This window comes from Pseudolactococcus raffinolactis NBRC 100932 (genome assembly GCF_001591765.1).
Taxonomy (GTDB): domain Bacteria; phylum Bacillota; class Bacilli; order Lactobacillales; family Streptococcaceae; genus Pseudolactococcus; species Pseudolactococcus raffinolactis.
Genome location: NZ_BCVN01000003.1, coordinates 1 through 25,608, shown reverse-complemented (window position 1 = coordinate 25,608; position 25,608 = coordinate 1). Strand labels below are relative to the sequence as shown.

General features: G+C 40.9%; 26 protein-coding genes. 3 read left to right on the top strand and 23 right to left on the bottom strand.

What is annotated here, in order from left to right:
* Positions 1 to 8 precede the first annotated feature (8 nt).
* From hrcA to LRA01S_RS01905, 6 genes are all read right to left on the bottom strand, one after another.
* Positions 9 to 1,058 carry a heat-inducible transcriptional repressor HrcA gene (hrcA, locus tag LRA01S_RS01930; RefSeq protein WP_061773967.1) on the bottom strand — a complete coding sequence of 350 codons (1,050 nt, stop codon included), beginning with the start codon at positions 1,056 to 1,058 and terminating at the stop codon, positions 9 to 11.
* A gap of 160 nt (positions 1,059 to 1,218) precedes the next feature.
* Positions 1,219 to 1,629, bottom strand: coding sequence for a hypothetical protein (locus LRA01S_RS01925; protein WP_061773966.1), 411 nt, complete (start codon positions 1,627 to 1,629; stop codon positions 1,219 to 1,221).
* An 86-nt stretch (positions 1,630 to 1,715) separates the two neighbouring features.
* Positions 1,716 to 2,516 (bottom strand): M15 family metallopeptidase, encoded by an 801-nt coding sequence (locus LRA01S_RS01920; RefSeq protein WP_061773965.1) that lies wholly within the window; start codon positions 2,514 to 2,516, stop codon positions 1,716 to 1,718.
* On the bottom strand, positions 2,506 to 3,195 hold the full coding sequence (locus LRA01S_RS01915; protein WP_061773964.1) for a histidine phosphatase family protein: 690 nt from the start codon (positions 3,193 to 3,195) through the stop codon (positions 2,506 to 2,508). The genes LRA01S_RS01920 and LRA01S_RS01915 overlap by 11 nt, the downstream gene beginning before the upstream one ends.
* Positions 3,196 to 3,453: 258 nt before the next feature.
* Positions 3,454 to 4,791, bottom strand: a complete 1,338-nt coding sequence (locus LRA01S_RS01910; RefSeq protein WP_082785349.1) for a PFL family protein — start codon at positions 4,789 to 4,791, stop codon at positions 3,454 to 3,456.
* A gap of 139 nt (positions 4,792 to 4,930) precedes the next feature.
* Entirely contained in the window at positions 4,931 to 5,197 is a 267-nt protein-coding gene (locus LRA01S_RS01905) for an ACT domain-containing protein (RefSeq protein ID WP_061773963.1), read from the bottom strand.
* Between the two features lie 219 nt (positions 5,198 to 5,416).
* Between LRA01S_RS01905 and LRA01S_RS01900 the strand changes: the two genes are divergently transcribed.
* Positions 5,417 to 6,358 carry a UbiA family prenyltransferase gene (locus tag LRA01S_RS01900; protein ID WP_061773962.1) on the top strand — a complete coding sequence of 314 codons (942 nt, stop codon included), beginning with the start codon at positions 5,417 to 5,419 and terminating at the stop codon, positions 6,356 to 6,358.
* A gap of 195 nt (positions 6,359 to 6,553) precedes the next feature.
* On the opposite strand, the gene LRA01S_RS01895 is transcribed toward LRA01S_RS01900, so the two are convergent.
* From LRA01S_RS01895 to fabT, 16 genes are all read right to left on the bottom strand, one after another.
* Entirely contained in the window at positions 6,554 to 9,379 is a 2,826-nt protein-coding gene (locus LRA01S_RS01895; protein WP_061773961.1) for a DEAD/DEAH box helicase, read from the bottom strand.
* Between the two features lie 67 nt (positions 9,380 to 9,446).
* A complete protein-coding gene (locus tag LRA01S_RS01890) occupies positions 9,447 to 9,848 on the bottom strand; it encodes a (deoxy)nucleoside triphosphate pyrophosphohydrolase (protein ID WP_096824024.1) in 402 nt (133 codons plus the stop codon).
* A gap of 335 nt (positions 9,849 to 10,183) precedes the next feature.
* Positions 10,184 to 11,785 carry an NAD(P)/FAD-dependent oxidoreductase gene (locus LRA01S_RS01885; protein WP_061773959.1) on the bottom strand — a complete coding sequence of 534 codons (1,602 nt, stop codon included), beginning with the start codon at positions 11,783 to 11,785 and terminating at the stop codon, positions 10,184 to 10,186.
* A 13-nt stretch (positions 11,786 to 11,798) separates the two neighbouring features.
* On the bottom strand, positions 11,799 to 12,827 hold the full coding sequence (locus LRA01S_RS01880; RefSeq protein ID WP_096824023.1) for an endonuclease/exonuclease/phosphatase family protein: 1,029 nt from the start codon (positions 12,825 to 12,827) through the stop codon (positions 11,799 to 11,801).
* 90 nt (positions 12,828 to 12,917) lie between these two features.
* Positions 12,918 to 13,676, bottom strand: a complete 759-nt coding sequence (locus LRA01S_RS01875; RefSeq protein ID WP_061773957.1) for an acetyl-CoA carboxylase carboxyl transferase subunit alpha — start codon at positions 13,674 to 13,676, stop codon at positions 12,918 to 12,920.
* Positions 13,669 to 14,550, bottom strand: coding sequence for an acetyl-CoA carboxylase, carboxyltransferase subunit beta (gene accD, locus LRA01S_RS01870; protein ID WP_061773956.1), 882 nt, complete (start codon positions 14,548 to 14,550; stop codon positions 13,669 to 13,671). The genes LRA01S_RS01875 and accD overlap by 8 nt, the downstream gene beginning before the upstream one ends.
* Positions 14,551 to 14,559: 9 nt before the next feature.
* Positions 14,560 to 15,930, bottom strand: coding sequence for an acetyl-CoA carboxylase biotin carboxylase subunit (accC, locus tag LRA01S_RS01865; RefSeq protein ID WP_061773955.1), 1,371 nt, complete (start codon positions 15,928 to 15,930; stop codon positions 14,560 to 14,562).
* A 64-nt stretch (positions 15,931 to 15,994) separates the two neighbouring features.
* Positions 15,995 to 16,417, bottom strand: coding sequence for a 3-hydroxyacyl-ACP dehydratase FabZ (fabZ, locus tag LRA01S_RS01860; RefSeq protein WP_004260947.1), 423 nt, complete (start codon positions 16,415 to 16,417; stop codon positions 15,995 to 15,997).
* Positions 16,414 to 16,878 (bottom strand): acetyl-CoA carboxylase biotin carboxyl carrier protein, encoded by a 465-nt coding sequence (gene accB / locus LRA01S_RS01855; protein ID WP_061774052.1) that lies wholly within the window; start codon positions 16,876 to 16,878, stop codon positions 16,414 to 16,416. The genes fabZ and accB overlap by 4 nt, the downstream gene beginning before the upstream one ends.
* A gap of 11 nt (positions 16,879 to 16,889) precedes the next feature.
* The gene (gene fabF, locus LRA01S_RS01850) at positions 16,890 to 18,137 is read right to left on the bottom strand and encodes a beta-ketoacyl-ACP synthase II (RefSeq protein ID WP_061773954.1); all 1,248 of its coding nucleotides are present in this window, start codon (positions 18,135 to 18,137) and stop codon (positions 16,890 to 16,892) included.
* Positions 18,138 to 18,232: 95 nt separating this feature from the next.
* The gene (gene fabG, locus LRA01S_RS01845) at positions 18,233 to 18,967 is read right to left on the bottom strand and encodes a 3-oxoacyl-[acyl-carrier-protein] reductase (RefSeq protein ID WP_061773953.1); all 735 of its coding nucleotides are present in this window, start codon (positions 18,965 to 18,967) and stop codon (positions 18,233 to 18,235) included.
* A gap of 3 nt (positions 18,968 to 18,970) precedes the next feature.
* A complete protein-coding gene (fabD, locus tag LRA01S_RS01840; RefSeq protein WP_061773952.1) occupies positions 18,971 to 19,897 on the bottom strand; it encodes an ACP S-malonyltransferase in 927 nt (308 codons plus the stop codon).
* A gap of 84 nt (positions 19,898 to 19,981) precedes the next feature.
* The gene (gene fabK, locus LRA01S_RS01835) at positions 19,982 to 20,938 is read right to left on the bottom strand and encodes an enoyl-[acyl-carrier-protein] reductase FabK (protein ID WP_061773951.1); all 957 of its coding nucleotides are present in this window, start codon (positions 20,936 to 20,938) and stop codon (positions 19,982 to 19,984) included.
* A gap of 95 nt (positions 20,939 to 21,033) precedes the next feature.
* Entirely contained in the window at positions 21,034 to 21,261 is a 228-nt protein-coding gene (locus LRA01S_RS01830) for an acyl carrier protein (RefSeq protein ID WP_004260973.1), read from the bottom strand.
* Between the two features lie 81 nt (positions 21,262 to 21,342).
* Complete coding sequence (locus tag LRA01S_RS01825) at positions 21,343 to 22,323, bottom strand: beta-ketoacyl-ACP synthase III (RefSeq protein WP_061773950.1); 981 nt, start codon at positions 22,321 to 22,323, stop codon at positions 21,343 to 21,345.
* A complete protein-coding gene (gene fabT, locus LRA01S_RS01820) occupies positions 22,320 to 22,757 on the bottom strand; it encodes a fatty acid biosynthesis transcriptional regulator FabT (RefSeq protein ID WP_061773949.1) in 438 nt (145 codons plus the stop codon). The genes LRA01S_RS01825 and fabT overlap by 4 nt, the downstream gene beginning before the upstream one ends.
* 217 nt (positions 22,758 to 22,974) lie before the next feature.
* Here fabT and LRA01S_RS01815 point away from each other — a divergent pair, with 217 nt between their 5' ends.
* Both LRA01S_RS01815 and LRA01S_RS01810 read left to right on the top strand, forming a co-directional pair.
* Positions 22,975 to 24,072 (top strand): NAD(P)H-dependent flavin oxidoreductase, encoded by a 1,098-nt coding sequence (locus tag LRA01S_RS01815; RefSeq protein WP_061773948.1) that lies wholly within the window; start codon positions 22,975 to 22,977, stop codon positions 24,070 to 24,072.
* Positions 24,073 to 24,351: 279 nt separating this feature from the next.
* A complete protein-coding gene (locus LRA01S_RS01810; RefSeq protein ID WP_061774051.1) occupies positions 24,352 to 25,296 on the top strand; it encodes a dihydroorotate oxidase in 945 nt (314 codons plus the stop codon).
* 6 nt (positions 25,297 to 25,302) lie between these two features.
* On the opposite strand, the gene LRA01S_RS11195 is transcribed toward LRA01S_RS01810, so the two are convergent.
* Positions 25,303 to 25,608, bottom strand: a 306-nt coding sequence (locus LRA01S_RS11195; RefSeq protein ID WP_218003132.1) for a hypothetical protein, incomplete at its 5' end; no start/stop codon positions are given.

The window sequence follows — 25,608 nt, the reverse complement described above, 5'->3', positions numbered from 1 at the left end:
TATTTATGTTATATCACTTCGTAATGATTACCGTCGAGATAACGATAGTAATCACTCAGTTTCATGGTTAAAATCTTGGCCACAAGGTCCATGGTAGAGACGACTTTTTGATAGTCTAAATCTACAGGACCCATTAGCGCTAAAGTACCTAGACCTCGATACGGCACAACAAACTGTTGCGTCATGAGGGTGATGTTTTTTGAAATCTGATGATTCTCTGTCAAACTTGAATCAAATTTGACACTTCTGATTTCATCATCAGATACTGTATCACGAATCTCATGAATAATCGCCTCATCGTCCATCAAAATCTTGTAGAGTGAGACAACATCATCCGAATACTCTAATAAGTTTTGTCGACCTGCAGAAATCAAGTTTTCCTTGAACAAGTCTGAAAAGACATAATCAAACAGTTGCAAGACATCTGTAGTCATAACAAAATATTTCTGTGCGACCTGCGGAATCTCGGTCAATAAGGAATAGTGGATGTCCAAAATTCGCTTGCCAACTAGCCGTTCATCAGAAATAAATTTGAAGGTTGTCAAATCGTCTAAGGTCATTGACCTTGGCAGTGAAAACTGCATCGTTTTGACCAAACCAGTATCAAGCGTCATCACAGCCATAGCTGAGTGACTATCGAGCTGGACGATATCAAATTTAGATAGGATCTGATTTTTAAGCGAGACATTTAAGATGAAGGCTGAGAAACCTGTCATATCTGACAAGATTTGGGCAGCCTGCTGATAAAGCACATCTAGTTTATAAAACTCACCGTCGAAACGTTTCATGACTTGGTAAACGTCATTATTGTCTAGTTTACCAGGCTTTAAGAAGTTTTCAACGAAGTATTTATAACCTGTCACACTTGGCACTCGGCCAGATGAAGTGTGCTCTTTTTGGATGAAACCAAGCGTTTCTAGCGTCTTCATATCATTTCTGATGGTGGCACTAGAGGCACTAATCGACGTCATCAAAGCTTTTGATCCGACCGCTTTATGAGTTTGTGTATAAAGCGATATGATCAGATTTAAAATTTGTTGTTGGCGTTTTGTAATCATGTTGAACACCTCTTTTTTAGCACTCGTAGTTATCAAGTGCTAACTACATCTTTAATTATATAATTCTCTTGTTTCATTGTCAAGGAAAAAACACAAAAAAATTAGCACTCTTTTGCATCGAGTGCTAATTTTGAAATACGCATTTTTTTAAAGCTAATATTTAGATGAGACCATTTGTCTTAGAAGTCAGAAAAACATTGACAAAGCTGACTGCCATCACGATAAAGGTGAACCACTCTGCTGATGTTGCACCATTTGACCAGGCATAGTAAGCAAAATTACAAACCAAGATAAAGACAAAGAAGAGAAGCGCATAAATGGCAAACTTCCAAAATTTAGTCAACAAGAAGATAAAGGCAACAAGCAAGACCACATAGATCAAAAACTGAACATTGGTCATCGAAGCTTTTGACTGTAACTTGAAAGCATCAACTGCTTTAAGAAAGGTGTCATAGACAATCTTAAATATTTGTAAATTGGGTAAGATGTTATTAATCATCTGCCAAGCTGAATAAATCAATAAACCAATACTAGATAAAATGACAAATGATGATGATTTTCCTGAAAACATGGGGACCTGCACTCCTATACCTTTAAATTGACATTAGATAATACCATTCTACCATAATTTTCAGGTGACATTATCATGAAATTGGATCATTTTTTATCTAGTAACTTGATATAGTCTTCCAAAGTCAAATGATGCTCTGTCATATATTTAGCGTTGGCAACACCGACGTAGCGAAAATGCCAGTCTTCGTAATCGACACCAGTGCTTGTGATACCACCTTGAGGGAAGCGTAGAACAAAACCATATTCAGGTGCTATAGCAGCAACCTGTTCAGCAGTCGTTGACTCGTTTAAACTATCAACATCAGATAAATCAATCGCTAAACCTGTCTGATGTTCAGACTTTGTCGGTGGTTGCGAATAAGTTTGTACTTTCTTCTCTGCTGCTTCACGATCAAGTGAAGGGTCAGCTGCCATTTCTTGCGCAACGTATTGCTCATAGAGTGTCGTTTGATAAGCAACACTACGATAGCCTGAAATCAGATGTTCAGCAGGATTGATCGCTTGTGCTGCTGCCAAAAATTTTTCTGTGGCATCTGAAATTCGTGCATCAACCCAGATATTATCAATCTGTACGACATCAGGGCTCATTTCATCTTTAGGGTGATCACGATTAACCAAGACAAGGTCCCAATCTGTCGATTTGCTATCAGGTAGATTTTTATCTTTTTTAGCTTCTGTTGTTGATGCTTTAGGCTTAGCTGACGATTTTTGAGACTGACTAGTCGTTGCAGATTTAGTTGGTGTCGCTGTATCTTTTTTAAGTAGGGTATGAACTAAAAAGACAAGCGCACAAATGGCTAAAACTAGCACTACAGCTACACCAATTAGGCGGTCATAACGTGGCTTTTTACGTGGTCTTCTTCTATGATAGTGTTCATTCTGCATTTAAAATCTCCCGTCCTAATTCTCGGTAGCTCATATCCCCAATTTCACCGATTGAAAAATTACCATCTGAGTAGGTTAAGTGTGTCACTGATCCATTATCTAACCCTTGAAATTTCGGACGACGACTATCGAGGAGTTTGATAAAGGTCGCAATCGTCATACCGTGGCTGACGATGACGATATTTTCTGCACCATTGGCCTCGGCCTTTTTAGCAGCGTCAAAGAAGCCGTCGAGAATACGTTTACTGAGTACTTCCCAAGGCTCCGCCCAACCTGCTGTATCGACTTCGAGGAGGCCTTTGGCGATGTCTTCATAGGTCAATTCTTCGGCACTTTTGCCCTTATAAGCATCGGTTCTTGGTAAAACGCCGTCAAAAAGTTCACCGTCATACCCACCATCGAGGCTACCAAAGCACCATTCCCGAATGCGCTTGTCCATTTCATAAGGGATGCCTTCGTTTTCGGAATACTTCAAAATGAAGTTTATCGTCTGAATCGTGCGACCGCTATCTGATGAAAAAGCATAATCAAATTTGATATTCTTTGCTGCAAAACCTAAGCCAAGCTCAGTAATGCCGATTTCTCCATCACGTGTCAAGGGGGTATCTGACCAGCCTTGGGCACGGCCGATTGTATTAAACATGGTCTTGCCATGTCTGACTAAATAGATATTTACCATATGTCTACTCCATTTTCAAAAACGTTTTTTGATCAGTTAGGTCTAGCTGAGTCGTTGCTTCAAAGTCACACGCCACAACGACAGTCTGAGTGTTGATTATGAACTCTAGCACGGATATTCTAAAAAATGTAAGCGCTCATCAACATCATTTATACTCATTTTAACAAAAAAAAGCAGATTTCTCCACTTTTATTAAAGAACTGCAGTTGCAGTTTTAAGCTTGATAGATCAGAATAACCTAATACAAGGTAACCGTCTTTAGTTTTTAAAACTATGAATTGGCGCTGGGATATGACCGCCACGTGCGATAAATGCTGCAGATGATTCTTTGTGAACTGGCATGACAGGCGCTGTCCCAAGTAGTCCACCGAATTCAATTTGTTCGCCAACCTTACCTTTAGGAATCACCCGAACAGCAGTTGTCTTCATATTAATCACGCCAATCGCAGCTTCATCCGCAATCATAGCTGAAATCGTGCTAGCAGGTGTATCGCCTGGTACGGCAATCATGTCTAGTCCGACACTACAAATGGCGGTCATGGCTTCAAGTTTTTCAAGATTGAGCACGCCAGCATTAACCGCTGCGATCATGCCTTCATCTTCAGAAACTGGAATGAAAGCACCTGAAAGTCCGCCGACTTGGTTACAGGCCATGACGCCACCTTTTTTGACTTGGTCATTCAAAAGTGCGAGGGCTGCTGTTGTGCCATGAGTTCCGACCATTTCGAGACCCATTTCTTCTAAGATACGTGCGACAGAATCACCAATGGCTGGTGTTGGGGCAAGCGATAAATCAACAATCCCAAACTCGACACCTAGGCGCTCTGACGCCATTTTACCGACAAGTTGTCCCATGCGTGTAACTTTGAAAGCCGTTTTCTTAACCACTTCAGCGACAACGTCAAATGATTCTCCGCGAACTTTTTCAAGGGCACGTTTCACGACACCAGGTCCTGAAACACCAACGTTGATCACAACATCAGCTTCACCAACACCATGGAAAGCACCAGCCATAAAAGGATTGTCCTCAACGGCATTGGCAAAGACAACAAGTTTAGCACAGCTCATGTCATCTAATTTAGCAGCTTCGACAATGATTTCCCCGATATCTCGGACAGCATCCATGTTAATCCCTGTTTTAGTTGACCCAACATTGACTGAGCTACAAACATAGTCAGTTGCCGCAAGCGCTTTGGGTAAAGAATCAATGAGGATCTTATCACCTTTTTGGTAGCCTTTTTGGGCGAGTGCTGTGAAACCACCGATGAAGTCAATGCCGATTTCTTTTGCTGCACGGTCAAGTGCTAGGGCAAACGGTGTGTAATCAGTCGCATCAGTTGCCGCACCGATAATAGCGATTGGTGTCACGCTGACCCGTTTATTGATAATCGGAATACCGAGTTCATCACCAATCTCATCACCAATTTTCACAAGATCTTTTGCCTTAGTAGTAATCTTTTGATAAATCTTTTCACAGGCACGATCAATATCACTGTCAATACAATCCAAAAGGGAAATCCCCATTGTAATCGTCCGGATATCGAGATTTTCTTCTTCGATCATGCGAATTGTTTCAAGAATTTGATTTTGTTTCACTTCATTAACCTTTCTGCGATTTCACTTTGTGAAATCTTAAAACTTGACCTGCGCTTGCGCTCCGTCCAAGCGAGGTCATTCGCGAACTACGTCCGCTCATAGTCTTTCTGTGATTTCAATCGTCTCATACGACTAAAAATTAAAGTTGGTGCATGGCCTCAAAAATAGCTTCATTCATGATTTTAATGTCAACTTTCAAGCTTTCACCTAGGGCTTCAAGATTTGACTTAACTTCAGGGAATGCTTCCGTTGCTTCAATTTCAACCACCATGTTCATGGTAAAAAAGCCATCCATGATCGTTTGTGAAATGTCGACGATGTTCACATCAAGTTCTGTTAAACGTGTTGATACCCCAGCTACGATACCTGTTTTGTCTTTTCCGATAACTGTCACAATTGCGCGCATTAGATTCTCCTTTTAAGCTATTGAGGCGACTATTTTGAAGCCAGAAACGACAGATCGGCCAAAACTCATAGAGTTCTTGCAAGCAAATCAGCTGTTTTCCTAGGATTCAGGTAGTCGAAACTCAGTTCCTATCTATTTTTTGATATAATAGTTAGTAATATTATATCACAAAACAGACATAATTTTTAGAAAATTTTGTCTTTTAGGATAGAGGTAACAATGACCTTCAAAACTTTTCTGAATTTCACGCGCATTCAGACCTTACCCGCCGCACTATTATCGCCGATTGCCGGTGTGATTTTCGCGCTTTATACCTTTGGTAGCTTTCATTTTTTGCCAACACTTTTATTTTTTATCGGCCTTATCGCGATCAATCTCTTTGTCAGTGCTTGGAATAATCTGATGGATTACAAAAAAGCGCTTGATCCAGACTACAAAACCCACGAAAACATCCTGTCAACGCGCAATATCGCCCCTAGCTTGGCGCTCAAAATTTGTTTGGCGTTGCTTGCCATTGACCTCATCGTCGGGATCGGTGTCGTCTTAACGACTAACATTGCGATTTTACCGATTGGTGCGCTTTGTTTTATCATCGCTATTTTCTACACCTTCGGTCCCTTTGCCTTCTCCCGATTTCCGTTGGGCGAGGTGCTCGCCGGTTTTGCTGAAGGACTTTGTGGCTTCTTCTTCGGCATCTACGTCAACGCATTCGACGCTAATTTCTTCACAGCCTCTTTTCATCAATGGTTGCTGACTTTTAACATCGATTTCGCGACGCTCATACCCATTGGCCTGGTGGGGATGATGTGCTTCTGTATGAATTTCAACGTCATGCTGGCAGATAACATTTGCGATTTGGCGCAAGATGAAAAAAATGGGCGTTTGACTCTGCCGCATTTTATTGGTGTTCATCATGCTTTGAGGCTGTTTGTGAGTATGTATGGTTTGGCTTGTTTCGTTGTTCTAGTAGGTGTGATTACTGGTGTGCTACCGAAGACAACGCTGCTCATGAGTTTGGTCTCGCCTTTGATCATCCGAAATGTCAACAAATTCCTGAAAAAACAGGATAAAAGAGAAACTTTCATCCTGTCTGTTCAAAATTTGATGATTTATAATGGGGCTCTGGCGATTACGATTGCCTTGGGATTGATTTGGGGATAATTCTTAATTTCTAAAAAGCATTTGTTTATGACGTGCTTTTTTATTTTGGTTTGAATTTCATTTGTAGATTAAATTTTAGGAAAATTACGACTAAAATCAACTTGTAAATTAAATTTTATGGAAAATCAGACTAAAATCGACTTATAAGTGAAATAAAAAAATATAACTTAAAGAAAACAGTAGAACTATTTTTAATTATTCGATGTTTGTCAAATACCTATACAATTTATAATCAACAGCTTCTAGAAATTTAAGGTGCATTTCAACAACTGATTTAGTTTTGCCATCATTTGTCGGTTTATGAAACTCTTCAATAGAATTCAACTGTGGCTCGACTTTCCCAAGATAGTAAAAGTCAGTTCCTTCATCATCAGACTTTTTAACAAAAATATGCATATTTAACCCAGATATATAGTAATCTAAAATTGCTTTTACTTCTGGAGAACTCATAGTCCTAGGTGCCTTGGTATACCACTTCAATAAATTTGGAGAGAGAAGTTCATCTTCATACGCCATCATAGCACCACTGAATTCTGCTCCTTTCTTCAAAGTAATGAAAATAGCAAACTCATCATCTTTTCGTATGTAACCACCAATATTTTGATCAATTTGCTGTTTGTCCCAATTCAAAAGTCGAATTACATCTCTTCTACGATACTTTTTATACAAAGTGAAAACTCTACTTTTATCATAGCTTTCACTTTTAATAAAGCTCGCAGATAACAAATCTTCTAACAACAATTTAAAATATGAATTTCTCAAAAGCGCTTTTTTCATACCAACTGATAATTGTATATTTTGACCAGCTTCAATTATTTCTCCCCCACTATAAGTTTCAGCAAGTAGTCCTGTAAAGAAGTTTAAGTTAAGTGTATTTAAAACAGAATCAATTGTCCTCTCTTGTGCATCCAATCCGTAACTTTGGAATAAAACTTTAACTTCTTTTCTATTAAACTCTCTTCCTTTGACCATTTCAGATAGTAAGAGAACATCTTGTTTACGAACTCCTGTTAAAAACTCACGTGAAATAATCATCAAGTATTTATTTTCTAGTTCTGAAATTTTTCCTATAGCATCATCATTTTTCAATAAGAAATCATAGTACGTCTTGATATTAGAAACTTTTCCACTGACAATGAGATATGGATCAATAGATTTTTGTTCTAAAAAATCAACTAACATAGGAACACGATTTAAACGAATTTTTAATTTTGCATAAGCATCTTTTATGGACTTCATACTATCTAGTTTAACGTCATCAATTGCCTTATAAATTCGTTCTTTAGCAATCGCTTCAAAGTTAATCGATGAAATTCCAGTTATATAACTTGTATCAAAAGTACCTTTTCTCAACGAGTCCTTATTGTAACTCATATCTCCTGATAAGGCCATAGGAATCATATAGTTGTTTTTATAATTACCTATAAAATCAATTATTGTTACATAGTCCTTTGAACCATGTTTGCGCAGACCACGACCAAGTTGTTGAATAAAAATAATACTTGATTGAGTATTTCTTAACATGATAATTTGATTAACTGATGGGATATCAATCCCCTCATTAAAGATATCAACGGTAAATATGTAATCTAATTCACCGTTCTCTAGCCTTTCAACTACTTCTTCTCTTTTCGAGATAGAGTCTTCTCCCGAAAGAAAGGCTGTATAGAACCCTCGATTGTTGAATATTTCTGAAAGCTTTTTAGCTTCTTCTTTTCTTGAACAAAAAACTAACCCTCTGATTTTATGACGCGATACACCATAATACTGGATTTTTTCGATGATAAATTTAACACGTTCCTCCGCTACCAAGTTCTCAAAATTTGTCGTCTCTTCAATTATCACACCATCTTTTTCATAGTCAGTAACACCAAAGTAATGAAATGGACAAAGTAAGTCTTCCTCCAAAGCTTCTTGAAGACGTATTTCATAAGCAATATTGTAATCGAATAATTCAAATATATTAAAGATATCTGTTCGCTCAGGCGTTGCTGTCATTCCCATTAAAAATTTCGGATCAAAATAATCAATAACTTTATGGTAACTGGCAGCACCAGCTTTATGAACTTCATCAATTAATATATAATCAAAATCATTTTTTGAAAACAAATTAAGTATTTGAGGTTTTGAAATTGTTTGAACCGTCGCGAATAAATATTTAGCCGTAATATCTTTTGAATTCCCAGATAAGATTCCGAAATCTTCATCCGCTCCTCCAATAACCATCTTAAAAGTTTTGATTGCAGATTTTAAAATTTGTTCTCTATGAACAATAAAAAGCATTTTTGAAGGGTTCACCTGTTGAACATCAAAAGCAGATAAATATGTTTTTCCCGTTCCAGTAGCCGAAATGACTAGACCCTTATTTTTACCTTCACTTCTCAAGTTTGCCAAGTTTTCTAGAGCTTTTTCTTGCATTACATTGGGACGAGCTACTGAATAAATTGCTTTCTCATCCTGTACGTCTGTCACAAGTTTATCTCTAGTCAATGATTGCCAATTTTTAGAATACCTTTCCACCCACTTTTCAGTTAAAGGTAAGGCTTCATGCCACATTCTTTCTAGTTCTTTTTTTGACTCACGTAACACTTCACCGTTTTCAAGACTTGTTAATCGAACATTCCATTCAATATTTTTCTTTAAAGCATTTGCTGTCAAATTAGAGCTGCCAATTATCAAAGAATGATAACCATTTTGTTCAAATAAATAACCCTTAACATGAAAACCTTCTTTTTCAACAATTCTAACGTCAATATTTTCAATCTCTAGTAAACTACGAAAAACATCCGGATTATTAAAACCTAGATAATTACTCGTCATTAATCGGCCACGTATGCCCTTCCTAGCCAAGTCAGCAAAATGTGTTTTCAAAAAACATAAGCCAGACTGCGTAACAAATGCAACTGATATAAAAAAATCTGTACATATATCAAGTTCATCTTGTAAAGCATTTTGAGCAAATACATGATTTTTCTGATCATTTGTAATTAATTTATGTTGATGAAGCTGTGATGTCTCTATTTTATAATCAAGAAATGCTTTTTTTTACTGCACTTTCTATAAACTCCACTATTAAGACCTTCCTAATTTATATATTTTCCATTTTTTTAAGTTCAGATACTGTTGGTATATCCGCGGGAGCCCATTCCAATTGCTCTAATTCCTCTTGCTTTAACCACTTTATTGCAATATGTTCGGTTAAAGTCAGTATTCCTTTTTTAATATAGCATATAAATGTCGTTAAATTAACGATGCCAAATTCATATTCAAAGCTTGTCGAAATAAACTTCTCAGGCTCATCAGAAATTTCAAATAAAAGTTCTTCACGAATTTCTCTCTTTAATGCTTGAGTAGCCGTTTCACCGGATTCAATCTTACCACCTGGAAATTCCCAAAAACCTGCTAAACTTTTATCATAACCACGTTGAGCACATAAAATTTTACCATTTTTTACGATAATCGCACCCACCACATTAATCTGCCTTTTCATAATAACGTTCCCACTTTATCTAATTTTTTATTCCATAATACATTTATAACAAATACTACTTGATGCTCAAAATCATTATATCATGAAATAATCTAAGATAACTTCATTAATCAGACGATATATAAATAAAATACTATTAGTTCATCTAATCTGTAGATGATACTTAAAAATTGGCTTTTTCATTTTCATTTAAAATAATAAACATCTAACAATTAATTTCAAACATCTTGATAATAAGATATGACTGATTCACTTGAATAAGCTATTCTTAGGCATTGAGATATTACTCATAATAAAAAAGTTTACCCTGAACGGATAAACTTTAATCACTTCTGTCATCCCCCAACAGGAGAAAATTCCCCAATCAAAGCCTCAGCACATTTCAAGCCATCAATCGCAGCTGAAACAATCCCACCTGCAAATCCTGCACCTTCACCACTCGGATAGATGCCTTTGGTTGAGACGGATTGGAAACTATCTTCATCTCGATTAATTCGCAAGGGCGATGACGACCGTGATTCAACACCAGTCATTACGGCATCTGCCATGGCAAAGCCGTGGAGTTTCTTATCCAACCCTGTCAGAGCTTCTCTCAAGGCTTCTGTGATATAGTCAGGAAACAGCGCTGACAAATCCGTTGGCTTAACGCCTAAAGAATAGCTTGGTGTGACACTTGCCATTGCTGTCGACGGTTGTTTCTTAAGGAAATCCCCGACTAATTGGGCCGGTGCTTGATAGGTGCTACCGCCTAACTCGAAAGCTTTCTGCTCTAACGCTCTTTGGAAGGCAATACCTGCCAGAGGATGATCGCTGCCAAAATCTTCCGGGAAGACTTGGACTAAAAGTCCGCTGTTGGCGTTGTTTTGATTCCTTGCGTGTTCACTCATGCCATTGGTCACGAGGTGGCCTGCCTCAGATGCTGATGCAACGACAAGACCACCTGGACACATGCAAAAAGTATAAACACCTCGGCCGTTGCTGGCCTTGTAGGTCAAGCGATATTCCGCAGCGCCAAGTCTCGGATGCCCAGCGAACTCTTTATATTGAGTACGATTGACGACTTCTTGCGGGTGCTCCACACGAACGCCAACCGCAAACGGCTTAGCCGTCATCTTCACGCCGTCTTCATAGAGCTCGCTAAACGTATCACGCGCGCTGTGGCCAATCGCCAAAATCGCCTGTTCAGCCAAAATTTCTTCACCTGTTGTCAGAACCAAGCCTTGCAGCTGACCATCCGAAATCTTGAAATTTTTAACCTGCGTCTTAAACCGCACCTCGCCACCTAGCGCGATGATTTCCTTGCGGATATTTTTCACGATATCACGCAACAAATCCGTTCCAACATGCGGATGCGCCTTGTAGAGAATTTCCTCCGGCGCGCCAGCATTGACGAACTCCGTCAGCACCTTGCGACCACGCAAATCTTTGACACGACTGGTCAACTTCCCATCCGAAAACGTCCCTGCGCCACCTTCGCCAAACTGCACATTCGACTGAGGATTCAACTCCCCTTTGGTCCAAAATGCGTCTATGGATTTAACACGGTCATCGACGGCTTCGCCGCGTTCCAGAACGAGTGGTTTGTAGCCCATTTGCGCAAGGAGGAGTGCAGCATACATGCCAGCCGGTCCAAAACCGATAACGACTGGTCGGTGTGACATTTTCTTAGTCCCAATTTTGGGATTTTTGTAAGTCAAATCCGGTGAGGGTGCCACATTTTTATACTTGCCGGTCAAAAATTTACTTTCATCTTTAAGCTTTACATCTACCGTATAGATAAAGTTGATTTCGCCACGTTTTCTGGCATCAATGGATTCCTTGTAAATCCTGAAATCCAGAATATCAGTTGGGCAAATTTTTAACTTTTTAGCCACTTGATTTTTGACCGCTGACATCTCGTCATGGATTGAAATTTTGATTTGTGTGATTCTTAGCATAGGTCTCTTTTCATTAATCAGTTAATTCGAACGTCATGACGACTGGATTGTGGTCACTTGATTTAAAGTCATTTTGAATGGTTTTGATGTTCAAGCTTTTGATATTTTCCGACACCAGAAAGCCATCAATCACGCCCAATGTAGAATGGTCACCATAAGCAGTTCCATTGCTACGGACTGAAGGGGCATTTGTTGGTGCAACGACCCGCAGTTTATGAGATAGTTTAGCCGTCGGAAATGGTTTCATCCAGGTCAGTTCAGGATGCGCCTCACCTGATAACACATGGTTATAATCCCCACCACAAATCACATAATCTCCAGCATCAGCATGTGCTTTCATATTGTCAAAAAGCTTGGTCAACTGTGCAGCCTGAATCACCTCATCTTTGATGAAAGCAGACAAATGAACATTGAAAATAAAGAGTTTCTTACCATTGTCAACAGTTACTTCACTCACACTAAAGGCGCGGTCAAGGTCGAAAAACTTATTAAAATTCGTCTCTATCGGTAAGCTATAGCGTGTGGCTTGAGTCATCTGACCTTTGGATAAAGTCAGCAGACCTGACTTGGCCTTGCCAATCGGCTGTGTAACAGGATAAAACAAATAAGCAGAATGATAGTTGTTAGCAAAACTACTATTGTATTCAGGATTTTTAGTCCTGAAGAAGTCGGGCTGGTCTACTCTAAATGATCGATCACCCTCGTAGTCAACTTCTTGCAAGTTAACAAAGTCAGGGTTTTCAGACGTTAAAAGACGATGATCCTCTGTTAAATTTGCTAGGACATCTGCCTTTGAGCGCGCACGGACTTCCTTGCCACCATCCATAAAGAAAGTGTAGTCAGCAGGATAAGCACCATAACCAATGTTAAAGGTCATAATTTTATAGGCTTGATTGGCTGAAATTTGTTTTGAGTGCTCTGCCTTTTTAATGGGCAAGGTCTGCTTGTCAGGTAGGCGGTTATATTGCAGGTAAACGTAGGCGATATAAATACCTGCGATCAATATCAGCAGTACAAGCAAACTTAAAATAATTTTTATCATGTTTCTCATCCCTTTATTATACTAAAAAATCAGTTATTATGCGTGGTTGCTTTATATGATAACACAAAAAAACGCTTCAAGCGCTTCTTTTTAATATTTTCTAAACCGTTGATAGCGTGCTTCAACCAGCTCGTCAGTTGTCAGCTTAGACAGAGTGTCGAGTTCTGTGATCAAAGCTGCTTTCAAGATATCTATGGTGTTTTCTTCTGAGATAATCTTGTCAATCACGCCATTTTTAAGTAAATCTTTAGACGTGATCTTCAAAAGCTCAGCCGCTTCAGGCGCACGTGATGAATCTTTCCAAAGAATCGTCGCAAAACCTTCTGGCGATAAAATGCTATACATGGCATTTTCCAACATCCAAACACGGTCAGCAACTGCCAAAGCCAGCGCCCCACCAGAACCGCCCTCACCATTGATAATGGCAATAATTGGCACTTTAAGATCACTCATCTCTAGCAAATTGCGCGCAATCGCTTCACCCTGACCACGTTCTTCCGCGCCAGATCCTGGAAAAGCACCTGCCGTATTAATAAAAGTAATAATCGGACGACCAAATTTTTCAGCCTGCTTCATCAAACGCAAAGCCTTGCGATAACCTTCCGGATGCGGTTGACCGAAATTCCGGTCAAGGTTATCTTGCAAACTCTTACCTTTTTGAATCCCGACAATGGTCACAGGACGTCCAGCAAGACTAGCTATACCACCAAGGATAGCCCCATCATCTCTGAAATTGCGATCACCGTGAAATTCGATAAAGTCATCGAAAATCTTTGTCGCATAGTCAAGCGTCGTCAAACGATCCTGACTCCGCGCCAACTGGACAATTTTATTTGCACGATCAGCCATTTGATTGTCCTCCTATTCCATGTGTATGCCATTTCAAAATTTGACCGATTGTCGTCGCAAGTTCTGTGCGTTTGACAATCTTATCAACGAAACCATGGGCTTGCAAAAATTCAGCCTTTTGGAAATCATCTGGTAAGTTTTCACGCACTGTTTGCTCAATTACACGACGTCCCGCAAACCCAATGAGAGTTTGGGGTTCAGCCAAGATAATATCACCAAGCATGGCAAAGGAAGCTGTCACACCCCCCGTCGTTGGATCCGTTAATACCGTCAGGTATAACAAGCCCGCATTAGAATGGCGCTTAACGGCTGCAGATATCTTAGCCATTTGCATCAGGCTCATAATCCCCTCTTGCATGCGTGCACCACCTGAGGCTGTGAAAATGACAACTGGTAATTTTTCAGTTGTCGCATACTCAAACAGGCGCGTAATTTTTTCACCTACGACCATGCCCATTGACGCCATGATGAAGTTGGAATCCATGATGGCAAGGGCTGTTTTTTGACCCTTGATCACGGCAGTCCCAGTCAGGACAGCTTCATCAAGTTCTGTTTTAGCTTTCGCAGCTGCTAATTTATCCAGATAACCTGGAAAATTAAGCGGGTCAGTTGTTTCAATCCCTGTAAACAATTCAGAAAATGTATCTGCATCTGCTACAAGGTTCAAGCGTTCCTGCGCTGAAATTCTAAAGTTATAACAGCAAAACGGGCAGACTTTCTCTTGTCCTAAATCCTTGGTGTAAATCGTGTGCTTACAACTTGGGCATTTGGCGAAGAGTTCATCTGGTACTTCAGGCGTACTATTTTGCTCATTAAGACGCGAACGGTTGGGATTGATGCGAATGTATTTACTTTTTTTCTTAAATAAAGCCATAATCTTCTATCAATCCTCTTTTTTTAAGTAATTAGGTAAAAATGTTTCACCCAGAAAGGCTGTGTCGTAATCCCCTGCGATGACATGACGGTCAGAAATCAAATCGAGTTGGAACTCGGCATTGGTCTGTACGCCTTCAACTTCAAGTTCAAAAAGTGCGCGCTGCATTTTCATCAAGGCTTCGAAACGGTTGTCACCATGAACGATGATTTTCGCAATCATACTATCATAGAAAGGTGGGATCGTATAACCTTGATACATGGCAGAGTCAACCCGTAAGCCAACACCACCAGATGGCAAGAACAAGTCCGTAATCTTACCGGGACTTGGCGCAAAATTGAACTTAGGATTTTCAGCGTTAATCCGACACTCAATGGCATGGCCAGTAATTTTGATGTCCTCTTGGGTGATCTCAAGTGCTTCACCGGCTGCAATCTTGATTTGGTTCTTAACGATATCAACATTGGTCACAAATTCAGTAACTGGATGCTCTACTTGAATCCGTGTATTCATTTCCATGAAATAGAACTCACCAGTAGACTCGTCTAATAAGAATTCAATCGTGCCAGCATTTTCATAACCTACATGTTTAGCTGCTGCAACAGCCGCTGCACCAATTTTTTCACGTAAGGTATGGCCAATCGCAATTGACGGTGCTTCTTCAAGCACTTTTTGGTTGTTACGTTGCAAGGAACAATCACGCTCGCCTAAATGGACGACATGACCTTGCTCATCAGCCAAAATTTGCACTTCGATATGGCGTGCGGGATAAATCACACGCTCCATATACATGGCACCATTGCCAAAAGCGGCTTGGGCTTCAGCTTGGGCGGAGGAGAAATTCGGTAGTAATTCTTCTTGCGAATTCACTTTACGAATCCCTTTACCACCACCACCTGCTGAGGCTTTAAGCATCACTGGATAACCAATTTTTTGTGCCACTTCAAGGGCTTGCGTGGCATCATAGGCTTCACCATCAGACCCTGGAATGACTGGCACATTGGCAGCTATCATTTGCGCACGCGCATTGATCTTGTCACCCATGGTATCCATGACTTGAGCAGAGGGTCCGATAAATTTGACCCCAACTTCTTCACAGAGATTGGCAAATTTTGAATTCTCACTCAAAAAGCCAAAGCCCGGATGAATAGCTTCTGCTTGTAAGGTCACAGCTGCTGAAATAATTTGATGCATGTTCAGGTATGAATCAGCCGCTTTAGCAGGGCCAATACAAACCGCTTCATCCGCTAACAAAGTATGCAGCGCTTCACGGTCAGTCTCAGAATAAACAGCAACAGTTTGAATGCCTAATTCGCGTGCCGCACGGATAATCCGCACCGCAATTTCACCACGATTGGCGATTAATATTTTTTTAAACATATCATTTCTCTTTTGTTAACGCCATGATGGCTGATTAGATTCTTTTTTACTTAGTTGGTAACCTTTATTCACCAATCGCAAACGTCAAAGTACCTTTAGCTGCCAACTTACCGTCAACCGTTGCTTTAGCTTCAACAACAGCGATTGGTCCACGGCGTTTGATGAACTTGGCATTCAAGATTAATTGATCACCAGGGACCACTTGTTTCTTGAATTTAACGCCATCCATGCCTGCGTAAAAGACCAATTTCCCTTTGTTTTCAGGCTTAGACAACTCCAAAACACCTGCAGCTTGTGCCAAGGCTTCCATAATCAACACGCCTGGCATAACTGGATACTCTGGAAAATGACCGTTGAAAAAAGGTTCATTGATGGTCACATTTTTAAGCGCTGTAATCTCGTCCTCAGAGTGTTCAATCACGCGGTCAACCAACAACATAGGATAACGATGTGGCAAGGCCTCTTTAATCTGATTAATATCGATCATTTGATGCGTACCAGTTCCTCTCCATATTCGACCATAGCTTCAGCTTGGACCAAGATTTCAGTCACGACACCATCATGCGGTGCAGGAATTTCATTCATGACCTTCATAGCCTCGATGATCAGCAAAGTCTGACCTTTTTTGACCGTCTCACCAACTGTGATAAAGTCTGATTTGTCAGGCGCTGGTTTAAGGTAAGCCACACCCACTAAAGGACTCGTCACAACATCGCCTTCGGCAATGGCAGCAGGCGCCGCTTCAGGTGCTGAAACGACTGCAGGTGCAGGCACTTCAGCGCTCTGAGTTTGTGGGGCTTCTGCTACTGCTAAAGGTGCAGCTGATGGCGCTGTTGCACCATTATTTTTAGAAAATGCCAAGGTAAACTCATTGGTTGCGTAAGAAAATTCACGTAAAGATGAGCTATCAAATTGGCTGATTAAATCTTTGACTTCGTTAATTTGAATAGACATATGTGTTATTCACCCTCCCATTTCTTAAGGGCAATGACAGCATTATGACCACCGAAACCAAGTGAGTTTGAGATGGCATATTTGATGTCATGTTGTTTCCCTTGACCCAATACGACGTTGATGACTGATGTATTTTCATCCAATTCAGTCGTACCAGCGTTAACTGGTGCATATTGGTTGAGGATGGCTTGTAGGGTCGCGACGGCTTCGATACCGCCAGCGCCACCAAGGGCGTGACCTGTCAAGGCTTTAGTTGACGAAACCAAAACATTTTCATCATCGCCGAAGACAGTATGAATGGCAAGTGCTTCACCTTTTTCATTGGCTTGCGTTGATGTCCCGTGCGCGTTGATATAACCAACGTCGCTAGGTTGGATGCCTGCTTCTTCGAGGGCAAGTTGCATGGCTTTAGCCGCACCATAACCGTCAGGAAGTGGTGTCGTCATGTGGTGGGCATCATTTGTTGAGCCGTAACCGACGATTTCAGCCAAGATGTTAGCACCACGCGCTTGTGCGTGGTCTAAACTTTCAAGTACCAAAATACCAGAACCTTCACCCAAAACAAAGCCAGAACGGTCTTTGTCAAAAGGAATTGAGGCACGTTTAGGGTCTGTTTCAGTTGTCAAGGCAGTTAAGTTAGCAAAACCAGCCACACCAAATTCACAAATCGCTGCTTCAGTACCACCCGCTAGCATCACATCCGCATAACCATGTTTGATTTCACGGAAGGCTGAACCAATAGCATTTGTACCTGCCGCACAGGCAGTTACTTCAGCACGGCTCACACCATTTGCTTTGACACACAAGGCCACATTACCTGTCGCCATATTAGCGATTGAAAGTGGTACGAAAAGCGGTGCCACGCGTTTAGGACCACGAGTCGCAAGACGCGCACCTTGTTCTTGAATCACTGGTAAGCCACCGATACCAGAGCCGATGATCGCACCAAAACGGTCATGGTTAAGATCTGTATCTTCTGGATTTATACCAGCCATATGCAAGGCTTCAAGCGCTGTATAAACAGCATAGAGACTAAAAGTGTCCATGCGTTTTTTGTCTTTGTGCACAAAGTATTTATCAAAAGGAAAATCTTTAACTTCACCAGCAACGCTAATCCCAGTCGCTGTCGCATCAAATTTTTTGATGGTGTCAATTCCGCTGTTACCAGCTTCAAGATTTGTCCAAAATTCTTCAGGGGTGTTACCAATCGGCGATGTAATGCCATAACCTGTAATAACGACACGATTTGTCATGTGACTTACTCCTCATTTATATGTAGATAAGCGCTCAGGATGACGATGCAAAATCCCTGCACCCATTCACCCAAAAGCACTTTTTCTTCTTAAATTTATTGCATGACCATGCCACCGTCAATGGCAATGGTTTGACCTGTGATATATTCTTGTGTTGCGACAAACAAAGCAGCCGTCGCGATCTCTTCCACGCTACCAAAACGTTTCATCGGAATTTGTGCTTTCATGGCGTCTTTCACTTTATCAGATAAGACAGCGGTCATATCACTTTCGATAAAACCAGGCGCAATGGCATTGACCCGAATATTACGGCTCGCGACTTCGCGCGCAACAGATTTAGTCAGACCGATTAACCCAGCTTTTGAAGCAGCGTAGTTGGCTTGCCCGGCGTTACCAATCAAACCAACAACTGAGGTCATATTGATAATCGCACCTTGGCGCGCTTTGGTCATGGGTTTCAAAACAGCTTGTGTCATGTTAAAAGCACCAGTCAGATTAATTTTAAGCACACGCTCAAAATCATCTGCTGTCATTTTCAACACGAGCTTGTCGGCTGTAATCCCAGCATTGTTAATCAAGACGTCAACACTACCAAGTGCGTCAGTTGCTTCTTGAATCATGCGTTTTGCATCATCAGCATCACTGACATCACCAGAAACACCGACGACTTGTACATCATACTGGTCAAATTCGCCAATCAGTTCTGATGAAATCTCAGAACGACCGTTGAGCACGAGGTTTGCACCTTGTGCGGCAAAGTGGTGGGCGATCGCAAGACCAATCCCACGCGTTGAGCCGGTGATGAAGACATTTTTATTTGTAATTTCCACTTTTTATTTCTCCAAAATTGCATTGAACGTCGGTACATCTTCGACATGTGTGATACCAACCGTTTTATCGATTTTCTTCACGAAACCTGATAAAATTTTACCTGGCCCGATTTCGATAATATCTGTCACACCCATGCTAATCATCGTTTCAACAGAATCGTAAAACTTAACGGGTTCCATGACTTGACGTGTCAACAAAGCTTTGATGTCATCAAAAGCCATCACTTGTGCGGTTGTATTAGAAATCAATGGTTTTTCAAAAGGTTTGAATGCCACTGTTTCTAATGCGACTGCTAGTTTTTCAGACGCTGGTTGAAGCAAGGCTGTATGGAAAGGACCTGAAACCTTCAAAGGAATCATCCGTTTCACACCAGCAGCTGTTAAAAGTTCAACCGCTGCATCTACCGCTGCGACTTCACCACCGATGACGATTTGTCCCGGTGTGTTATAGTTAGCAGGGCTAACAATCCCCTTGCTATTGAATGAAGCTTGCTGGCAAGCCGTCTCAATCACGTCAGCCGCTGTATTCATGACTGCAACCATTTTACCCGAACCTGTCGGAGCCGCTTCTGCCATGTACTGACCGCGTTTGGCGATGAGTCTCACGGCATCGGCAAATGGTAAGCTGCCACTTGCGACAAGTGCTGAATACTCACCCAAGGAAAGGCCTGCGACCACATCATAAGTGATATGGTGCGCATCAAGTAAACGTAAAATGGCGACAGATGTCGTCAAAATCGCTGGCTGTGTGTACTTTGTTTCACCTAATTTGTCGGCATCGTGATCAATCAGCTGACGTAAATCGTAGCCAAGAATTTCAGATGCTTCATCATAAGTTGCTTTGACAATGTCAAAATTATCATATAAATCGCGTGCCATACCTAATTTTTGGGCACCTTGTCCCGCAAATAAAAGACCCGTTTTTGTCATGCTATACTCCAATAATTACTGTGTTTACCAGCTACTGATGTCATCATCATGAATGGCATCAACAACCGGTCTATGTCATATTTTTTAATCCAACCATTTAGCAGAAGCTTTAATTTCTGCTTGGAAGCCATTGTACAAGTCCAAGATAATTTCTTCAACGGTTTCTTCTTTACGAACGAGACCGGCGATTTGACCCGCCATGACTGACCCATTATCAACGTCGCCATGAATGACTGAGGCTGGTAATTTCCCAGCGCCCATTTCTTCAAAGACGCTCAAATCAGGATCGACTTGTTTGAAGGCAGCCATTTCTGCTGCATCAAAGTCTTTTGTCAACTGGTTTTTAATGGCGCGAACGGCATGACCAAAATGACTAGCCGAAACGACCGTCGAAATATCTTTTGCTTTCAAAACTTTGTCTTTATAGTTTTGGTGGGCATTTGATTCTTTGGCTACGATAAAACGTGTGCCAACTTGAACTGCCTCAGCACCCAACATAAAGCCAGCTGCCATACCTTTTCCATCAGCGATACCACCGGCCGCAATAACAGGCAAATCCACAGCGTCAGAGACTTGACGGACAAGCGTCATCGTCGTTAATTGGCCGATATGACCGCCTGCTTCCATGCCTTCAGCGACAATGGCATCTATGCCAATCCGCGTCATTGATTTTGCTTGTGCGACACTAGCTACGACAGGGATGACAACCATGCCTGCTGCTTTGAAGCGCTCCATATATTTTTTAGGAGAGCCTGCGCCAGTCGTCACAACTTTAACGCCTTCTTCGATGACAAGATCAACGATATCATCCACAAAAGGTGAGTGCAACATGATGTTCACGGCAAAGGGTTTGTCCGTAATTTCGCGGATACGTCGGATATGACCTCTGATTACATCTTTAGGCGCATTCCCACCACCGATGATCCCAAAGCCACCTGCTTTTGAAACAGCACCAGCTAAGTCACCATCAGCGATCCAAGCCATACCACCTTGGAAGATTGGATATTCAATGTTCAATAGTTCAGTAATTTTAGTTTTCATCTTATATTATATTTTGTTTTTAAAATAGTTTGATAATCAAACTATAGGGATAAAAATTTTGAGAACGTGTCACACGCTCTCAGAATTTTTATGGATTATTCAGCGATTTTAGCGTCTACGAATTTGACCAAGTCACCAACAGTGTTAAGGCCATCTTCAGTTTCGATTGCGATATCGTATTCATCTTCAATTTCGTTGATGATTTGGAAGATATCAAGTGAATCAGCATCAAGTGATTCAAATGATGTTTCAAGCGTGATTTCGCTTGCGTCTTTACCGAGTTCTTCAACGATAATTTCTTGAACTTTTTCAAATACTGCCATGATTAAATCTCCGTTTTTTCTATATATAGATGTATGGGACGCATGACGCCTAAACGCATTTCGTCCTTGCAATAAGATTACTTAAATTTTAACAACAAGTGTGCCCCATGTCAAGCCACCACCAAAACCAGTTAACACTAATTTTTGTGAGCCGTCTAATTTAATGGTGTCTGCATCAACCGCTTCTGATAAGAGAATGGGTATGCTGGCTGCACTTGTGTTACCATATTCCTGCATATTTTGTAGGAATTTACTGCGGTCTGTTTTGATTTTACGTGCCAATTTATCCAAGATTCTTGAATTGGCTTGATGTAAGAACAGGTAGTCAATATCATCTGGACTTAAATCAGCTTTTTCAAGACTTTCTAAAATGTTTTTAGGCACGTCGCGGACGGCAAAATCAAAAATCGCACGACCATCCATTTTCAAAAACAAGTCATCAGTTGTGTCTGATTTTGAAAAGGGTGACTTGGGTTGTGTCAGATTACTGGTCAAGCTCATGCCACGATTACCGTCAGATTTTAAAGACTCCGCTAAAATCATAGGCGTTTCGGATACAGCTTGGAGTAGAACACCTCCTGCACCATCACCAAACAAAACGCTTGTCGAACGATCTGACCAGTCAACGATTTTTGATAGGACCTCAGCTCCGATGACAATCCCGTTTCGGTAAGCACCACTGGTAATCAACTTATCCGCAACTGATAGGGCGTAAACAAAGCCACTACAAGCTGCAGTTAAATCGAAAGCAAAGGCTTTACTTGCCCCTAATTTGGCCTGGACAAGGCTTGCCGTACTAGGCATATTGCCATCAGGTGAAACTGTTGCAACGATGATAAAGTCAAGATCTTCGGCTGCTAGTGACGCTTTTGCCAACAATTGTTGACCGACATTGGCAGCTAAGTCTGATGTGTTTTCATCTTGAACGATGTGGCGTTGTCGAATCCCTGTTCGGGATGCAATCCATTCATCAGACGTCTCCATGATTTGACTTAAATCATCATTTGTCACGACTTGCTCTGGTGCATAGTGCGCAGTTGCCGTTAGTTTGGCAAAAGTCATTTAATTTCCTCCAAAAATGTGTGAAGATTTTCCAGACCTGTTTGTAAAATTTTCACGGAATCATCTGGTAGGTCTGCAACAAAGCGTTTGACCATTTCGCGGTGAAACTTACGGTGCAAGCGATATAACAATCGACCTCTGCTTGACAAGGATACATTTACCACACGCCGATCATGTTCACTGCGGTAGCGTTTAATGTAGCCTTTCTTCTCCAGTCGATTTAGTGACACGGTAACCGTGCCTACCGTTAACATCAAGTCTTTGGCAATATCACTTGGCGTCGTCATCTTGGCTTCACCAATGCTGTCAATCGTATGCATCTCCTTAATAGAGACATCTGAAAAACGAGATGTTCGTAAGGTTGCCTCCTCAATAATCAAAACATTGTTGAAAATATGAGTGAGATATTTATTTATTTTTGTATAATCTACCATCAACCATAGTCCCTTTCACGAATATCGTTTTGATTGTCAAGTTGTTTGACTATCAAATTATATCAGGATATGGTTTTGCTGTCAAGAAAAAATTTTTTCGAATAAATAGTTTGACAATCAAGTAAGTTTTGTTAAAATAAGTTATATGGTTTAGATTATCTAGTTATCGAAACCATGAAAAAATATAATCATGATTATATCTATACGAGGAAGAATAATGAAACTACCAGAACTTAAAATAGGCGAATTGACAGCGAAAATCCCTGTCATTCAAGGTGGTATGGGGATCGGTATTTCCCTAAATAGATTGGCGGGCACTGTGGCTGCCGAGGGCGGGATCGGGATCTTATCCACTGCCCAAATTGGTTTCCAAGAAGACAAATTTCAGCGCGCTTCTGTTAGAACCAACCTACAAACGATCAAAAAACAATTAGACAAAGCCCGTAGCTTTGCTAAGGGTGGTATTCTCGGTTTCAACGTCATGGTGGCGAGTTTCCGTTATGATGATGTTGTCAGAGCGACTGTTGAAGCTGGCGCTGATGTGATCATCTCTGGTGCTGGTCTGCCGATGAACTTACCAGATTTGGTAGGTGATGCCAAAACAAAGATTGCACCTATCGTGTCATCTGTTAAGGCTGCCAAACTCATCTTACGGAATTGGGCTAAAAAATATAACCGAACTGCTGACTTTGTCGTCATTGAAGGCCCTAAAGCCGGTGGTCACCTCGGTTTTAAAGCGGACCAAATTGACGAAGCTATTCTAGGCATGGACGATGAGGTCGTTAAAATCATCGCGCATGTTAAAGAATACGAAGAAAAATTCAATATGAAAATCCCAGTGATTTTCGCTGGTGGGGTTTGGGATCGTTCAGACATCGACCATTATATGGGGCTTGGGTGTTCTGGTGTTCAAATGGCAACGCGTTTCATCGGAACTCAGGAATGTGATGCACCAGATGACTTTAAAGACCGTTTCTTAAAAGCTACCGAAGATGATATTCATTTGACAACATCCCCTGTTGGTTTACCAGGTCGTGCTATCGATAATAAATTTACTGAAACCATTACCAACGGAGTTGCGGCCTACAAGGCTCAAGAGGCGCCTAAAACGCCGATTATTCCGATTGCTAAATGTTTGAACTGCTTGCAGCACAAACTCTGTGACCGCAAGACGATTCCTTACTGTATCAGTGAAGCCTTGCTGAATTCTGTGGAGCATAACACGGATATGGGCTTGATTTTCTCTGGGACTAATGGTTACCGGATCAACGAAATCACGACCGTTAAAGCGATTTTTGATGAGATTGCTGTATAAGGACATCTCTAAAAACCCAGATTTGCCACTTTTGGCTAAATTTTCCTATTGCGTCGTTATTACTTCGCACCTTGCAGTAGCAAGCTTTGTCGCAATGCCTAGCACTAGAAAAATTTAGCTCAAAAGTCATCAAAAGCAGTTTTTATAGATGCCCTTAATCAATACCTGACAAGTTTGTTCGCAGACTTGTCTTTTTTTACCCTTTGTCTAAAGCCTGAAAATTTGCTAAAATAAGACTAACACTCATCTACAAAAATTGAAGAATATATGGAGACGCTCATGCCAACTTTACAAGCCACTTTCTACGGTCACACTTATGACAATCCGTTTATGAACGCTTCTGGCGTACATTGTATGACAACGGCAGAACTTGATGCGCTCGCAGATTCAGCAGCTGGTTCATTTGTGACCAAGTCTGCGACGGCTGAGGCACGAGAAGGCAACCCTGAGCCACGCTATGTCAATGTTGATCTGGGTAGCATTAATTCTATGGGATTGCCAAACTTAGGTTTAGATTACTATCTTGACTACGCGATTAAGCGACAAGCCAGTCATCCAGACCAACCTTTTGTGATGAGCGTTGCCTCTTATCAAGGCTTCTATGAATATGTGACCAATATGCGCAAAATCCAAGAAAGTGACTATACTGGACTGGTTGAGTTGAATCTGTCTTGCCCTAATGTGCCTGGCAAGCCACAAATGGCCTATGATTTTGAAGATACGGATAGACTTTTAACTGAAATTTTTGCCTTCTATACCAAACCTTTTGGTGTGAAATTACCACCTTATTTTGACATCATGCACTTTGATAAAATTGCGGCCGTCCTCAACCAATTTGACCTCAAATTTGTCAACTGTATCAATTCTATCGGTAATGGCTTGTATATTGATGAAGCGACTGATACAGTGGTCATTAAACCTAAGGGTGGCTTTGGTGGTATCGGTGGCGAATATGTTAAACCGACGGCTCTTGCCAATGTCCGCGCTTTAAAACAACGTCTGAATCCAAGCATCGAAATCATCGGTACTGGTGGGATTTTGACTGGGCGTGATGCCTACGAACATTTGCTTTGTGGCGCTTCTATGCTCCAAGTTGGGACGCAGCTTGAAAAAGAAGGCCTTGGGGTTTTTGACCGCTTAACTAAGGAATTGCTAGCCATTTTAGAGTCGAAAGGTTATGCGTCGATTGCTGAGTTTAAAGGTAAACTTGGGACTTTGGACTAAGCATTATCAAATAAAAATTGAAGCTGAGATAAAATCTATTAAAAATAGGTTATGAACGACTTCCCATGTGAGTTGGAATCGTTCATAGCCTATTTCTTTTTTATTTTGTGATAAATTGTCAAGCAACATGAGTATTCGGATATTTCTGGGAAACAATACCAAAATGGTAAAAAATGTGCTGTTTTTGTGCGAAATCGGTATTCTTTCTGAGATACGGTACCATATCGGCAAAAACCGTTGATTTTGTGAGAAATTTAGATTTTTACGAAAATAAAATAAGGCTGAGTACTTTTGTCCTAGCCTTATTTTATT

Excerpts from the sequence above, each read along its gene's own strand:
- hrcA (WP_061773967.1), bottom strand. The coding sequence starts at position 1,058 with ATGATTACAAAACGCCAACAACAAATTTTAAATCTGATCATATCGCTT.
- LRA01S_RS01925 (WP_061773966.1), bottom strand. The coding sequence starts at position 1,629 with ATGTTTTCAGGAAAATCATCATCATTTGTCATTTTATCTAGTATTGGT.
- LRA01S_RS01920 (WP_061773965.1), bottom strand. The coding sequence starts at position 2,516 with ATGCAGAATGAACACTATCATAGAAGAAGACCACGTAAAAAGCCACGT.
- LRA01S_RS01915 (WP_061773964.1), bottom strand. The coding sequence starts at position 3,195 with ATGGTAAATATCTATTTAGTCAGACATGGCAAGACCATGTTTAATACA.
- LRA01S_RS01905 (WP_061773963.1), bottom strand. The coding sequence starts at position 5,197 with ATGCGCGCAATTGTGACAGTTATCGGAAAAGACAAAACAGGTATCGTA.
- LRA01S_RS01900 (WP_061773962.1), top strand. The coding sequence starts at position 5,417 with ATGACCTTCAAAACTTTTCTGAATTTCACGCGCATTCAGACCTTACCC.
- LRA01S_RS01890 (WP_096824024.1), bottom strand. The coding sequence starts at position 9,848 with ATGAAAAGGCAGATTAATGTGGTGGGTGCGATTATCGTAAAAAATGGT.
- LRA01S_RS01885 (WP_061773959.1), bottom strand. The coding sequence starts at position 11,785 with ATGCTAAGAATCACACAAATCAAAATTTCAATCCATGACGAGATGTCA.
- LRA01S_RS01880 (WP_096824023.1), bottom strand. The coding sequence starts at position 12,827 with ATGATAAAAATTATTTTAAGTTTGCTTGTACTGCTGATATTGATCGCA.
- LRA01S_RS01875 (WP_061773957.1), bottom strand. The coding sequence starts at position 13,676 with ATGGCTGATCGTGCAAATAAAATTGTCCAGTTGGCGCGGAGTCAGGAT.
- accD (WP_061773956.1), bottom strand. The coding sequence starts at position 14,550 with ATGGCTTTATTTAAGAAAAAAAGTAAATACATTCGCATCAATCCCAAC.
- accC (WP_061773955.1), bottom strand. The coding sequence starts at position 15,930 with ATGTTTAAAAAAATATTAATCGCCAATCGTGGTGAAATTGCGGTGCGG.
- fabZ (WP_004260947.1), bottom strand. The coding sequence starts at position 16,417 with ATGATCGATATTAATCAGATTAAAGAGGCCTTGCCACATCGTTATCCT.
- fabF (WP_061773954.1), bottom strand. The coding sequence starts at position 18,137 with ATGACAAATCGTGTCGTTATTACAGGTTATGGCATTACATCGCCGATT.
- fabD (WP_061773952.1), bottom strand. The coding sequence starts at position 19,897 with ATGACAAAAACGGGTCTTTTATTTGCGGGACAAGGTGCCCAAAAATTA.
- fabK (WP_061773951.1), bottom strand. The coding sequence starts at position 20,938 with ATGAAAACTAAAATTACTGAACTATTGAACATTGAATATCCAATCTTC.
- LRA01S_RS01830 (WP_004260973.1), bottom strand. The coding sequence starts at position 21,261 with ATGGCAGTATTTGAAAAAGTTCAAGAAATTATCGTTGAAGAACTCGGT.
- LRA01S_RS01825 (WP_061773950.1), bottom strand. The coding sequence starts at position 22,323 with ATGACTTTTGCCAAACTAACGGCAACTGCGCACTATGCACCAGAGCAA.
- fabT (WP_061773949.1), bottom strand. The coding sequence starts at position 22,757 with ATGGTAGATTATACAAAAATAAATAAATATCTCACTCATATTTTCAAC.
- LRA01S_RS01815 (WP_061773948.1), top strand. The coding sequence starts at position 22,975 with ATGAAACTACCAGAACTTAAAATAGGCGAATTGACAGCGAAAATCCCT.
- LRA01S_RS01810 (WP_061774051.1), top strand. The coding sequence starts at position 24,352 with ATGCCAACTTTACAAGCCACTTTCTACGGTCACACTTATGACAATCCG.